The sequence below is a fragment of the Candidatus Nanopelagicus abundans genome (assembly GCF_002288305.1).
In the GTDB taxonomy this organism is placed as follows: Bacteria; Actinomycetota; Actinomycetes; order Nanopelagicales; family Nanopelagicaceae; genus Nanopelagicus; species Nanopelagicus abundans.
Genome location: NZ_CP016779.1, coordinates 291,805 through 305,750, shown reverse-complemented (window position 1 = coordinate 305,750; position 13,946 = coordinate 291,805). Strand labels below are relative to the sequence as shown.

The following is a 13,946-nucleotide window of genomic DNA, read 5'->3' as shown; positions in this document are numbered from 1 at the left end:
CATGGATCTTGATCAAATTAAATCTAGTTGGAATGAAGTTCTAGACTCACTACTAGATCAGAATCGAGTTGCTTGGATTGCATTTTTTGATGCCAGATTGGTTTCCTTTGAAAATAATGAGCTAACCTTAGATTTTTCTGATAGCCAGAAGTTTGCAAACCCTCATGATTTTAAAAAAACTCGTAATTCAGACCACACTCAGTCATTAATCAGCGCAATTAAATCAGTTTTAGGTATTACACCCACAATAATAGAGCGGTGAAAAGACTTAGCTCCTTTTTAGTACTGCTAGTCACTTTTTCAGGACTTACTCCTGCCTCTCATAGTGCGACTGCAAAAACTTCTGCAACTTTTTATGTTCAAAGCACACCAAATGCTGGTGAATCTTTAGTTACTTTCTATGGGCAAGTTAAACCTGCTGGTAAGGCAAGTATTTCAATAAGTTCATTTGATGGACAAGTATGGAAAGTTACGCCACTTAAAACAAACTCATCAAGTAGTGGATCCTGGCGAATTACCACTGTTGCAACTGCAATTAAAGCGGAGGGAAAGTATCGAGCAACTGTTACGGTGGGTAAGAAGAAACTGACAACAAAATCTGCCAATTTTACAGTTGATAATTCTAAAACTTTCATAGATACAAATGCTTTATTTATTACCCCAGAGACAAGTAAGTTAACTGGTGGGCGAATTCAAGGCTCAGATATAAGTAGGTGGCAGCATCCATATGATAAACCGATAGATTTTAAAAAGAAGTTTGATGCTGGCATGCGCTTTGTGTTAATTAAGGCATCTGATGCACAAGAAAAAGCAGATATTGAAACAATGAAGTGGTTAGTTGGCGATAGAAATGCTGCCCAAGCTGCCGGGCTTTATACCGGGATGTATCACTTTGCTTACCTGCCAAACAGCACTGATGAGGCATATGTAATAAGAGATGCCAAAGCACAGGCACAAAAAGTTATTTGGCGCCTAGCCTCCCTGGGTGGGTATAACGAACGAGATTTACCACTGGCCCTTGATTTGGAAAATAATTGTGTAAAGAAAAATAGTTCAGGAGCATGCATAAAAACTTTACCTAGAAGTTTAGTTACCTTATGGGCAGAGACCTGGTTACAAACTGTTGAAGAAAAAACTGGACGTAAACCATTTTTATACTCTTATTCACAATTTCTAGAAAGTGCTACATCACGTAGTGAGATATTGCGTCAATATCCACTTTGGCTTGCGCACTACACAATTAATCCCGCAGATCCGATTGCTCAACCTGGTCAAAGGCTGCCTATTGGTTGCTTTGTTCACTCTTGGAGTACTGCAAACTGTTCATCTCAATGGCAAATTTGGCAGTACTCATCATGTGGAATCGGTGAAAAATATGGCGTACCAAGTGCACGTCTTGATTTAAATGTTTTCAGGGGAACTCCTGATCAATTTCTATCTCTTGTTAAAGGTAAATGGCAACCAGAAACAGTTGATTTAATGCCAATAAATGAAGCCACTAAAATGAATCTTATTTCGGTGGCTGCAACAGATACTAATAAGCCTGTTGAAATAAATGTTGAGGTATTTAGAAGTATTGGAACTCCAGTTGTCACTGGCACAGTAGTTTTTCGTCCAACAGATAAAAATATTAAAATTAAAAAACAAACGCCAGTTCGATCTGCCAGTGGTAGATGGGAATTAACAATTGAAGGGCTGCCAGCTGGAATTACCGAAGGAACACTAAATTATGTTGACATATCCAAAACTCATGCTGATATCGAATTACTTCTGCCAATTACCTTGGCACAAGGGGTAGATCTTCCTAAACCCTCACCAACTCCAAAGCCAACGACTACTAAAAAACCAACCGACGGCTGCTCTAAACAAATAAAGCACTGATTCTTTGCACTACTCTTAACCCATTATGGTTCAAAAATTACCTGGCGATATTTATCGCAGTGATTTAAAACTTGCAGACGGTAGAGATATCTCTTACTACGATAGCAGTGAGAAAAATAGATCTGCAGCAGATAAGAGAAATGAAGAAGCCCAACCTGGAATCGGCCATTTACGACTTGATCCATTAGTTGATGAATGGGTAGTAATTGCATCTCATCGCCAGCATCGAGTTTTCTTACCCCCTAAAGAATTGTGTCCATTATGTGCAAGTACCGATGATAAATTAACTGAAATTCCAGATAAAGATTATGAGGTTGCAGTTTTTGGCAATCGCGCTCCCGCACTTACTACTCCAAAAGGTAATTTCAAACTTGCGCAGTTCTCTGGACTAACAACTCCTGATGTTGATGCAGCTGGTGCTTGTGAGGTTGTTTGCTACACCTCAGATCACAGTTCAAGTTTTGCAAAACTAAGTGAGAAACAAATCAGAGCAGTATTAGAGGCTTGGAAAGATAGAGATAGCGCACTTTCTAAATTACCGTTCATTGAGCAGGTTTATATATTTGAAAATCGAGGCGAGGAAGTTGGTGTGACACTTTCTCACCCACATGGGCAGATCTATGCCTACTCATTTCTGCCACCTAAAATTGAAAAGATGCTACAAGTAGCAAATGATCACTTAGCAAAGACAGGTAAAGTCTTACTTGATGAGGTAATTAAGCGTGAGATAAAAGATGAAAAGCGAATTATTTCTCAAAATAGTGAATGGATTGCCTATGTTCCATACGCTGCTAGATACCCATTTGAAATTCATATAGCACCATTGCGAGGTGTATCGAATATGAGCGGCTTAGATGAAAAGCAATCAGCTGCATTTGCTCCAATAGCTAAAGAGGTTTTAAGTAGATTAGATGGTGTATTTGGAATTGAAATGGCTTATATCGCCTCTTGGTATCAGGCACCTGTAAATTCTGGCAAAGATAGTATGCGCCTGCATTGGCAAATAGTTTCAGTAAGGCGTCAACCTGGAAAACTTAAGTACCTATCTGGATCTGAATCGGCAATGGGTGCATTTATTATGGATTTAGAGCCAGAACAATCAGCTCAGCAACTTAGCGCAGTTAAGCTTTAATTTACTGGCGTAATTGAAATAACTTCAACACCACCGATTGCCTTTAAAACATTAACTAAATCAGTTGGATCACTTCCTGGAACTGCGATTGTGATGTCATCAATACCGCGACCATCTTCACTTCTTAAAACAACTAGACCGCGAATATCTCCTCCTGCAAAACCAATTGCAGATGCGACCGCACCAAGTGAACCTGGTCGGTCAGGTAATGCAACCTGTACTCGGTATAGCGCCATGCTCCCTGACTTGGACTCGAACCAAGAACCTGCCGGTTAACAGCCGGCTGCTCTGCCAATTGAGCTATCAGGGAATACAACTTACTTTTTGATTCCTTGTTGTGGGCAAATACTATCTAATAAAAGGTCGTGCTCAAATCCTGCGCAGTTTTACTCTAGCTCTCCCCCAGCGCCAACTCTTTTTGAACCCGCCTTGCTGCCTCCATGCCAACTAGTTGGCCAAATATCTCTTGGTACTGCGCATCATTCTCTACTGGATTTAAACGCTGCAAAGTGGACTTAATCTCAGCAATAGATCTACTAAGTGCAACCTCACGCAGGCGAGCAAAAATACTAGTGATGTAGCGTTCTGAAACCTCACCATCAGTTCTAATTGGTTCAACAATTAATTCAGTAACTAATGACTTAAGTTCATCGCTGTCACACTTATTAATTAGCTCTTGGGTATCAAATTCTTTTTGGTTATCAATTAATGTTCGAAGGGATGAATACAATGGAAATGAGAAGGCGCTTGATTCTAAGTCAACCCAGCCATGGGCAAGTTCTGGTAGTTGTAATTTAACTTTTAATACTTCACGCTCTAATACCAAAACTGGATCAGTTAAATTAACCCTTTTCTCACTTAATCCTTCACTAGCTTTACCAATTTTCTTAACAGCGGATGAAACAATATCTACTTCCATACCAAGCCAGCCAGCAAGAAGCCTTACATACTCAGGCCTTAGTGAAGCATCTCTAATCTTGCCAATTAATGGCGCAACCTGATTTAAAGCATTAACTCTTCCCTCAGCTGCAGTAATATCATAATTTGCAATCACTGATTTAATGGCGAACTCAAATAGTGGAACTCTTCTTGCAACTAGGTTTCGAACAGCGTCATCACCATGGGCTTGTCGTAGTTCACATGGATCCATGCCATTTGGTTCAACGGCAACAAATGTTTGAGCAACAAATTTTTGATCATCTTCAAAAGCACGTAGCGCAGCTTTTTGGCCCGCAGCATCGCCATCAAATGTAAAGATAACCTCACCACGAAAAGCATCTGCATCCATAAGTAATCTTCGAATAATTCTGATGTGTTCATCACCGAAGGCTGTGCCACAAGTAGCAACTGCAGTGCTTATCCCCGCAAGGTGTGCAGCCATTACATCTGTGTAACCTTCAACAATTACTACTTGGCGATTTTTTGCAATCTCTTTTTTTGCCATATCAAGGCCGTATAAAATTTGATTCTTTTTATATACCGGCGTCTCTGGTGAATTTAAATACTTTGGTCCAGTATCAACCTCATCACTTGCTAATTTCCTTGCGCCAAAGCCAACTACATCACCTGAAATATCTTTAACTGGCCAGATCAATCGATTTCGATATCGATCAATCATGCCCTTACTTCCCTCTTTAACTAAGCCAGCAAGGTTTAATTCTTCATCACTAAAACCTGATCCTTTTAGATGTTTATATAGCCCATCCCATTCATCAGGGGCGTAGCCAACATTAAAGTTTTTTGCAGCATCGCGATCAAAGCCACGTTTAGTTAAAAAATCTCGACCAATTTGCGCTATTGGAAGTTGTAGTTGCTCTTGATAAAAAATAGAGGCAGCTGTATTTGCCGCCACTAATCTTGATCGATTAATTGATGGTCCAGTATTAACACCTGTGTTCTCATATCGAAGTGTGTAACCAATTCGATCGGCTAATCTTTCAATCGTCTCCATAAATGTTAAGTGTTCTAATTTCATAATAAATGCAATTACATCACCGCCTACCTGGCAACCAAAGCAGTGAAAATATCCTTTACTTGGTGTTACATGAAAAGATGGACTCTTCTCATCATGAAATGGACACAATCCTTTTTTCTGGCCACCACCAGCATTTTTTAATTGAACATAATCACCAACGACATCATCAATTGGTGAGTGATCACGGATGTGGGTGACATCCTCATCTTTAATTCGACCGGCCATACTTCCTATTCTAGTTTCCTATTTAACTTTTTAAATTACTTCCTGTTAACTAAGCGCTCGTGCAGGGAAAGGGCGCCAGGATCAGTCAGAGAGGCCACCTGGTCAATTACTACCCGAAGCCGTTGCTGATCATTTTGTGCCCGCTGCCAATCTTGCAGGAAAAAACTCTCAAGGCTATTAGGGGCAGTCTCTAATATCGCCTCTACTAACTCGGTCAGCAGCTTTTGTTGCCCGGCGTATCTAATCTGTGAATCATCGGCGTTAATAACATAATGACCGGCCATTGATTTAAGTAATGCAACTTCTACTCGTTGCTCCCTCGGTACTACTAAATTTGCGTTATATCTAGTTAAATCCCCATCACCATATTTTTCCCCAGTTGCAACTTCAGCAGCTTGTGCAAAGCGGCCAATTAATTGGCTAGCTAGATCTTTTAATCTGGCTAAAGATCGGTGTGTGCCATCGTAGTAACGAGGCCAACAAGATAATTGTTGAAGTGAGGCTAAGGCTTTTTCCATTTCAGCCTGCGTAATATCTGCTAAATACATCTGCTGGGCAACTTTAAATAATTTTGGTAAATCATTACTTAATTGATCAAGTTTCACCTGACCTGAAACGAGTGAATCCTCTAGATCATGAACGCTATAGGCAACATCATCTGACCAATCCATTATCTGTGCTTCCATAGAAATTTCACCAGATTTAGCACCTTGGCGATACCAATTAAATATCTCAAGATCATCTTCATAAACACCAAACTTCTTAGCGTTTTCAACCCTACTCCACGGATATTTAGTAGCAGCGTCCAGGGATGCTCTAGTTAAATTTAAACCAATTGATTTACCATCTGGTAAAACTGTTTTAGCTTCAAGCCTAATTAATAACCTAATACTTTGCGCATTTCCTTCAAAGCCGCCACATGTTTGGGCTAATTGATTTAAAACCTCTTCACCGTTATGTCCAAAAGGTGGATGGCCTATGTCATGAGCAAGACAAGCTCCCTCCATTAAATCAGGATCAGCACCGAGGGCTGCTCCTAACTCTCTACCAACTTGGGCGCACTCAAGTGAGTGGGAAAGTCTTGTTCTTGGAAAATCAGTTGCCCATGGCACTGCAACCTGTGTTTTAGCAGCCAGACGTCTTAGTGCAAATGAATGAATAATTCTTGCGCGATCTCTAGCAAACTCAGTTCTACCAGGACGCTTTGCTGGTTCATCTAAAAATCTTGCGCGGTCTGCGCTGCTATAGCCAGAATGTTCACTAGCTTGCCTAATTACCATTTTCTAATCCTAGTGGGGGTTAAATTAACTGCGATCACTTAATTTAATCCCAAGCCTGCCAACAGTTACATATGCAAGGTAGGCGCCAGTTTCTCTTGCTAGATACTTAAAACTTGAATTTTCAACTGCTGCTACCCCACTTTTAACCGGTGAGCAGGTAGGAGTTACTCCTAAATCCTTTGCCATTTTAATTACTCGATAGCAGTGATAAGGATCGGTAACAATAACTACTGAAGAAAGATTAGCTTTTTTCATCTGAGCTGCATATGCCTTTGTACTACTTAAAGTGTCACGCCCTTTTGTGATAGCTAAGATATTAGATTTTTTAATTCCATTACTTACTAACCAAGTCCTACTTGCCGCTGCCTCAGTTGTTCTATCCCCTGGTGCACCTGCTCCGATTGTGTATATTTTAGGCGCAAGCTTTTCATTAAAAATTATTTTAGTTTGCTTAAGTCTGGCAAGTAAAACATCACTAGGACGGCCATCAAATTGAGCAGCCCCCATTACTAAAATTACGTCAGATTTAACTGGCTCACTATTTCTTGCGCTATACCAAATACTTCCAGCAATATAGAGTGGAATAGCAATTATTAGTAGAAGTATAAATGAGATAACTCTTCTAATTAATCTAAATATAAACAATTACTTAACCGCCAGAGATTGCATCATCAATTGAAATCGTAGCAAACTCATCTGGATCATCTAGCCAACCATCAGGCAGTTTTACTTGCCGCCCATGGCTAGTTCTACCTCTTGGGCTATCGCCAATTTCTTGCGGATATGGTTGATCAACTATGTTAGAAAGTAATTGCTGCATATGCTCTAATGAATTGACCATGCCAAGGTTTGCTCTAATCTCTCGTGGAACTGAGAAGCCTTTTAAGTACCAAGCCATATGTTTTCTAATATCTCGCATAGCCCGATCTTCATTTTCAAAGTACTCAACTAGTAACTGACCATGGCGCAGCATGATCTGGCGAACTTCAAACAGAGTTGGATTAACCCTTTTATCTTCACCATTTAAAGCACTAACTAAATCTGCAAATAACCAGGGCCGTCCTAGGCAACCCCTGCCAACAACTACGCCTGCACATCCTGTTTGCTGCATCATTGCTAGCGCATCTTTTCCTGACCAAATATCACCGTTACCAAGTACTGGCACACCAGTTGGTGCAAGATGCTCAACTAACTCTGTAATTTTATTCCAATCAGATCTACCTTCATATAACTGCGCTGCAGTTCTAGCATGTAGTGCTACCCAGGTAACTCCTAAATCAGCTGCAGACTTTGCTGACTCTAGAAAAGTTTGATGATCTGAATCAATTCCAACTCGCATCTTTACCGTTACCGGTATTCCATACTTACTAGCTGCGCTAACTGCTGATTCAACAATTGCTGAAAATAATCTGCGCTTAAATGGCAAGGCTGCCCCGCCACCGCGCCTGGTAACTTTTGGAACCGGGCAACCAAAATTTAAATCAATGTGATCAGCTAAGTTTTCACTCCCCAATAAATCAACTGCCTTACCTAAAACAACTGGATCAACTGCATATAGTTGAATTGATCTAGGTGTCTCTCCTACTCCTGGCTTAATTAATCTAAATGTTTCCTCGCGCCTCTCTATTAACGCCCGGGCGGTAACCATCTCTGAAACAAATAAACCAGCGCCTTGTTCCCTGCATAATCTTCTAAAAGCGGCGTTAGTAATTCCAGCCATAGGCGCTAGAACTACTGGGGTATTAAGTATTACCTCATTATTTTCAAAGTTACCATTAGAAATTGGCAGACGAAGAGGCTTGAGCTGTGTTAACAATTAGCAGCCTAATAATTTAGTTGCTAAATAACTTTGAACTTGATCAATAGCGATTCGAGATTGCGCCATTGAATCGCGCTCACGAATTGTCACTGCTTGATCATCTAAGGTTTCAAAATCAATAGTGATACAAAATGGTGTGCCGATCTCATCCTGCCGGCGATAACGTCGCCCAATTGCGCCAGCATCATCAAAATCAACATTCCAATTCTTTCGAAGTTGATCTGCTAAATCTTTAGCTTTAGGTGATAAATCAGCATTTCTAGATAGCGGCAGGACACCAATTTTTACTGGTGCTAATCGGTAATCTAATTTCATCAGCGCCCGCTTTTCCATCTCACCTTTTGAGTTTGGCGCTTCATCTTCAGTATATGCATCCATCATAAATGTTAAAGCGCATCTATCTACTCCAGCTGCTGGTTCAATTACATAAGGTGTCCAGCGTTCATTTTTTTCTTGATCAAACCAAGTTAGATTTTCACCAGATACTCTTGAATGTGATTTCAAATCATAATCAGTTCGATTGGCAATACCTTCAAGCTCACCCCACTCAGTTCCAGTGAACTCAAACTTGTATTCAATATCTGCGGTGCGCTTTGAGTAGTGGGAAAGTTTTTCCTTTGGATGTTCAAAAATTCGAAGGCGATCTGGATTAATTCCTAAATCTTTATACCAAGCAAGTCTGGTGTCGATCCAATACTGATGCCAAGTTTCATCAGTTCCTGGAACTACGAAAAACTCCATTTCCATCTGCTCAAACTCACGGGTTCTAAAGATAAAGTTTCCAGGAGTAATTTCATTTCTAAATGATTTACCAATCTGGCCAATACCAAATGGTGGTTTTTTTCTAGAAGTTGATGCCACATTATCAAAGTTAATAAATATTCCTTGCGCTGTCTCTGGGCGTAAATAGGCAAGGCCTGATTCATCCTCAACTGGCCCTAAATAAGTTTTTAAAAGGCCAGAAAATTGTTTAGGAGTTGTAAACTTTCCTTTAGTGCCACAGTTTGGGCAATTTACTTCAGCTAGTGATTCAGGCTTTTTCTTATGCTTATTCTCATAAGCCTCTTCTAAATGATCTGCGCGGTATCTTTTATGACAACTAGTGCACTCAGTTAATGGATCAGAAAAAGTTTCAACATGGCCAGATGCTTGCCAAACTTCGCGGGCTAAAATTACGCAGGAATCTAAACCAACTACATCATCTCTGCCCTGCACCATTGATTTCCACCATTGGCGCTTAATATTATTTTTTAATTCAACACCTAATGGACCGTAATCCCAGGAAGCACGAAGTCCACCATAAATTTCTGATGAGGGATAAACAAAGCCACGACGTTTGGCCAATGAAACAATTGTCTCGAGACGATCTTGCGCCATTTAATCTCCATCCGGCTGGCTGTCGGCGGCTTGCTCTTATGGGATTACTTTACGCTAGATTTAGCAAATGTTAGTTATCGCTCTCGCTGCCACCACCGTATTAGCTACATTTTTTGGTGGAATGTTGGCACTTCGCGCTAAAGATCGCTTCCACTTAGTACTAGGTCTCTCTGCTGGACTGCTGCTGGGTTTAGTTGGTTTTGATCTCTTACCTGAAGTATTTGAAATGAGTGATAATAATTTAGTTGGCGTAAGAACCGCCTCAGTTGCTTTAATTGCAGGCTTTCTAGCTCTTCACTTTATTGAACAATTTGCAGGTTCACACGAACCAGCTGAATCAGATTATGGACATGAGCATAAACATAAAGCTGAAATTGCTGGAACAGTTGGCGCAATTGCAATGGCAGGTCATATATTTTTAGATGGCGTTGCCCTTGCCTTAGCTTTTAAAGTAAGTGATGCGTTAGGTTTTGCAGTTTTTATTGCAATGCTAGTTCACGCTTTTAGTGATGGCTTAAATACAGTTTCTTTGCTGATAAAGACTGGTCAATGGCGCACTAGAGGAAAGTATTTACTTGGGATTGATGCAATAGCAAGAATTTCTGGTGCATTTATCGGCTCATCCTTAACTATCAGTGATAGCAATCTGGCTATATATCTTGCTGCTTTTTCTGGAATTGTTATCTATCTTGCTACATCACACATTTTGCCAGAAGCTCACTCTAAACATCCTTCTAGAGTCACAATGATTGCCACATTAACTGGTGTGGTAATTATGTGGGCAGTTGTTGCAAATCTTTAATTAAGCCTTACCAAACCTTCGCTCACGTTCGGCATATATCTCAATCGCTTTCCAAAGAGTTCGCCTATCAGCATCTGGCCAGAGCACATCTAGAAATACCATCTCAGCATATGCTGACTGCCACATCAAAAAATTACTGGTTCTCTGCTCACCGGATGAGCGAATGAATAAATCAACATCACTCATTAAAGGTGCGTAAAGGTATTTAGTAATTGATTTTTCAGTTAAAGCATCTGGCTTAATCTTCTTACGCATCGCATCTTTTGCAATAGCAACTGCTGCATCTAATATTTCAGCCCTGCCACCATAGTTAATACACATATTTAAGGTTAAAACTTTATTATTTTTTGTTAAAGACTCGGCCTGCTCTAACTCATCTACTACAGTTTTCCAAAGTCTTTTTTCCCGTCCTACCCAGCGAATCTTTACGCCAAGATCATTTAATTCATCCCGCCTACTATGTATAACATCTCGATTAAATCCCATTAGGAATTTAACCTCCTGTGGGGATCTCTTCCAGTTCTCTGTTGAAAAGGCGTAAACGCTTAACTCTTTAATACCAATTTCAATTGCGCCATTAACAATATCTACTAATGCTTTCTCACCCGCTTCATGTCCGGCAGTTCTAGGAAGTCCCTGACTCTTTGCCCACCTGCCATTGCCATCCATCACAATTGCTACATGATTTGGAATTTGCTTGCGCTCTAATTTAGGCGGCTTAATCCCATTACGGTGCGCACTTGGTTGCTTTACTTTTTTAGCCACGGCTAATTCTCTCAACTAATGGCAGGGAACGTAAACCCCGTTCTAAGTGCCATTGTAGGTAGGCAGCGATTAAGCCTGATGCCTCATTTCTATTCTTACTCTCACTTTTAGATGCGCTATCCCAATTACCTGTTAACAAATTTGCCATTAGCTCTAAAGTGGCAGCAGTTGGTGTTGCAGATGCAGATGGTTTACAGCTAACACATACACACCCACCGCCTTGTAGTGAGAAAAACTTATGCGGACCTGGTGCATCACATCTTGAGCAATCAGTTAATGATGGGGCGTATCCGGCAACTGAAAGTGAACGTAGTAAATATGCATCTAAGATTAATGAAGCATCATATCTGCGCTCTGCTAACACTTTAAGTGAGCCAGTAACTAATAAGTATTGTTGAAGATAGGGTTCATGTTCTGCTTGAGTAAATCGCTCAGCTGCTTCTAATATGGCACTCGCTACTGTCCAGCTTTGATAGTCACTAGATAAAACATCGCCATAATTTTCAATGCTTACAACCTGCGTAATAGTGTCAAAGGTTCGCCCGGTATAAAGTTGTAAATCAACATAACTTGCAGGTTCAAGCCTTGCACCAAACCTAGATTTTGTTCGCCGCACACCCTTTGCTACCGCTTTAATTCGGCCATGTTCCTTTGTGAATAATGTAATTATTCGATCAGCCTCACCAAGTTTTTGGGTGCGAAGAACTATTCCCTGATCACGGTATAGCGGCATGCCCCTAAGTTACTAGAGGAGTAAGGCAGAGTTAGTTAACGAACTGCGCGATTAATAGATGAGATTACGGCCTTAAGCGCAGCTGTGGTTGTGCTGGGATCAATTCCTACACCCCAGAAAATCTTTCCGGCAATCTCACATTCAAGGTATGCCGCTGCCTTTGCATCGCCACCTGCTGATAAAGCGTGCTCGTAATAATCTAATACACGAAGTGAAAGTGTTGGCTCATATGTATTTAAGATTGCAACAAAGGCTGCAATTGGGCCATTACCTTTTCCGGATAACTTTTTGCTTTCTTTTTTATCAATTAACTCAATTGAAAGATCAACATCTTGATCCATCTGTGAGCTTTGAGAAAGTGCGGCTAATTTAAAGCGTCCCCACTGATTATCTTTAGCTGGTAGATACTCATCCTCAAAGGTGCGCCACATAGCCTCAGGTGAAACCTCACCACCTTCACTATCTGTTAGCACTTGAATTACTTGGCTGAACTCAATTTGTAATCTGCGTGGAAGATCTAATTGATGTTCATGCTTCATTAAATATGCAACGCCACCCTTACCAGATTGGCTATTTACTCTAATTACCGCCTCATATGATCTGCCAATATCTTTTGGATCAATTGGTAGATAAGGAATTGCCCAAGTGAACTTATCCTTATCAACTCCAGCAGCCTTGGCATCTTTTTCTAAGTGATCAAAGCCTTTTTTAATTGCATCCTGATGTGATCCAGAAAAAGCGGTAAAGACTAAGTCCCCACCATATGGATGACGCTCAGGCACTCTTAGTTGATTGCAATACTCAACTGTTCGCCTAATCTCATCAATATCTGAGAAATCAATCATTGGATCAATACCATGGCTTAGTAAATTAAGCCCTAAGGTAATTAAGCAAACATTTCCAGTTCGCTCACCGTTGCCAAATAATGTCCCCTCAATTCGATCAGCACCTGCAAGATAGGCAAGCTCAGCTGCTGCAACGCCTGTGCCGCGATCATTGTGTGGATGCAAACTTAAGACCACGCTGTCGCGATATTTAAGGTTGCGATGCATCCATTCAATTGAATCTGCATAAATATTTGGTGTTGCCATCTCAACTGTGGCTGGTAGATTCATAATTGTTTTCCAAGCCGGTGTTGGTTTCCAAATATCATTAACTGCGTTACAAACTTGCACAGCAAACTCAAGTTCAGTTCCTGTGTATGACTCAGGTGAGTACTCAAATGAGACCAAGGTGCCGGGCACAGTTTTAACAAGATCTAAACAGATCTGGGCGCCATCAGTTGCAATCTTTTCAATACCAGCCTTATCTTGATTAAAGACAACTCGTCTTTGTAAGGTTGAAGTTGAGTTATATAAATGCACAATCGCCTGCTTTGATCCTTTAATTGATTCAAAGGTGCGCTCAATTAACGGCTTACGGGCCTGAGTTAAAACCTGAATAATCACATCATCTGGAATTAACTTCTCATCAATAATTTTGCGAATGAAATCAAAATCGGTCTGACTAGCTGCTGGAAAGCCAACTTCAATCTCTTTGTATCCCATTTTTACAAGCAACTTAAACATGGCAAGTTTTCGATTAGCATCCATTGGATCAATTAATGCTTGATTGCCATCTCGCAAATCAACTGAACACCACTTAGGTGCCACCTTCATTGCTTTAGATGGCCAGGTGCGATCAGTTAATGAACCATTATTTGGAAATGGATTAAATGGGGCATAACGCGATATCGGCATATCTGAGTTACTTTGTTCTGGAAAGTTATTCATTTATTTCTTCTCCTCGTCGGTTAAAAGTGGTCTACCGGTGTGACCAACCTCCGCGACGAGGGGACCGGTTACTTGGCCCCGCCGCGGCAGGTAAGAAGGAGTGATGACAGGCGTAATGAGTTACGTGAAGATGTGAAGCCTGTAATTAACATGGCTCAAGGTTAACTTACCTTTGAGAAATTAAC

Annotated in this window: 13 protein-coding genes and 1 tRNA gene; 4 read left to right on the top strand and 10 right to left on the bottom strand. The window is 40.7% G+C overall.

Annotated elements, in window-relative coordinates; translation table 11 throughout:
* The first annotated feature begins 1 nt into the window (after position 1).
* The 3 genes from B1sIIB91_RS01625 to galT are packed head-to-tail and all read left to right on the top strand — an operon-like array spanning position 2 to position 3,013.
* On the top strand, positions 2-262 hold the full coding sequence (locus B1sIIB91_RS01625; RefSeq protein ID WP_095687897.1) for a hypothetical protein: 261 nt from the start codon (positions 2-4) through the stop codon (positions 260-262).
* Positions 259-1,881 carry a glycoside hydrolase family 25 protein gene (locus tag B1sIIB91_RS01620; protein ID WP_095687896.1) on the top strand — a complete coding sequence of 541 codons (1,623 nt, stop codon included), beginning with the start codon at positions 259-261 and terminating at the stop codon, positions 1,879-1,881. The genes B1sIIB91_RS01625 and B1sIIB91_RS01620 overlap by 4 nt, the downstream gene beginning before the upstream one ends.
* Positions 1,882-1,906: 25 nt before the next feature.
* Entirely contained in the window at positions 1,907-3,013 is a 1,107-nt protein-coding gene (gene galT / locus B1sIIB91_RS01615) for a galactose-1-phosphate uridylyltransferase (RefSeq protein ID WP_095687895.1), read from the top strand.
* On the opposite strand, the gene B1sIIB91_RS01610 is transcribed toward galT, so the two are convergent.
* The 7 genes from B1sIIB91_RS01610 to B1sIIB91_RS01580 form a co-directional block, all read right to left on the bottom strand.
* Entirely contained in the window at positions 3,010-3,249 is a 240-nt protein-coding gene (locus tag B1sIIB91_RS01610; protein WP_095687894.1) for an ACT domain-containing protein, read from the bottom strand. The two genes, galT and B1sIIB91_RS01610, sit on opposite strands and share 4 nt — an antisense overlap.
* Position 3,250: 1 nt before the next feature.
* Positions 3,251-3,323: transfer RNA gene (locus B1sIIB91_RS01605), tRNA-Asn, on the bottom strand.
* 81 nt (positions 3,324-3,404) lie between these two features.
* Positions 3,405-5,213, bottom strand: coding sequence for a DNA primase (gene dnaG, locus B1sIIB91_RS01600; protein WP_095687893.1), 1,809 nt, complete (start codon positions 5,211-5,213; stop codon positions 3,405-3,407).
* Between the two features lie 35 nt (positions 5,214-5,248).
* Positions 5,249-6,493: a deoxyguanosinetriphosphate triphosphohydrolase gene (locus B1sIIB91_RS01595; protein WP_095687892.1), complete on the bottom strand. Its 1,245-nt coding sequence runs from the start codon at positions 6,491-6,493 to the stop codon at positions 5,249-5,251.
* A gap of 24 nt (positions 6,494-6,517) precedes the next feature.
* Positions 6,518-7,138 (bottom strand): YdcF family protein, encoded by a 621-nt coding sequence (locus B1sIIB91_RS01590; RefSeq protein WP_095687891.1) that lies wholly within the window; start codon positions 7,136-7,138, stop codon positions 6,518-6,520.
* A 4-nt stretch (positions 7,139-7,142) separates the two neighbouring features.
* Positions 7,143-8,309 carry a tRNA dihydrouridine synthase DusB gene (gene dusB, locus B1sIIB91_RS01585; RefSeq protein WP_095687890.1) on the bottom strand — a complete coding sequence of 389 codons (1,167 nt, stop codon included), beginning with the start codon at positions 8,307-8,309 and terminating at the stop codon, positions 7,143-7,145.
* Positions 8,310-9,689 (bottom strand): glycine--tRNA ligase, encoded by a 1,380-nt coding sequence (locus B1sIIB91_RS01580; protein ID WP_095687889.1) that lies wholly within the window; start codon positions 9,687-9,689, stop codon positions 8,310-8,312.
* A 67-nt stretch (positions 9,690-9,756) separates the two neighbouring features.
* Here B1sIIB91_RS01580 and B1sIIB91_RS01575 point away from each other — a divergent pair, with 67 nt between their 5' ends.
* Positions 9,757-10,491, top strand: a complete 735-nt coding sequence (locus B1sIIB91_RS01575) for a ZIP family metal transporter (RefSeq protein ID WP_095687888.1) — start codon at positions 9,757-9,759, stop codon at positions 10,489-10,491.
* On the opposite strand, the gene B1sIIB91_RS01570 is transcribed toward B1sIIB91_RS01575, so the two are convergent.
* The 3 genes from B1sIIB91_RS01570 to leuA are packed head-to-tail and all read right to left on the bottom strand — an operon-like array spanning position 10,492 to position 13,761.
* Positions 10,492-11,256 carry an isoprenyl transferase gene (locus B1sIIB91_RS01570; RefSeq protein WP_095687887.1) on the bottom strand — a complete coding sequence of 255 codons (765 nt, stop codon included), beginning with the start codon at positions 11,254-11,256 and terminating at the stop codon, positions 10,492-10,494.
* Positions 11,249-11,989, bottom strand: a complete 741-nt coding sequence (gene recO / locus B1sIIB91_RS01565) for a DNA repair protein RecO (RefSeq protein WP_095687886.1) — start codon at positions 11,987-11,989, stop codon at positions 11,249-11,251. The genes B1sIIB91_RS01570 and recO overlap by 8 nt, the downstream gene beginning before the upstream one ends.
* Before the next feature lie 35 nt (positions 11,990-12,024).
* The gene (leuA, locus tag B1sIIB91_RS01560; protein ID WP_095687885.1) at positions 12,025-13,761 is read right to left on the bottom strand and encodes a 2-isopropylmalate synthase; all 1,737 of its coding nucleotides are present in this window, start codon (positions 13,759-13,761) and stop codon (positions 12,025-12,027) included.
* Positions 13,762-13,946: the final 185 nt, after the last annotated feature.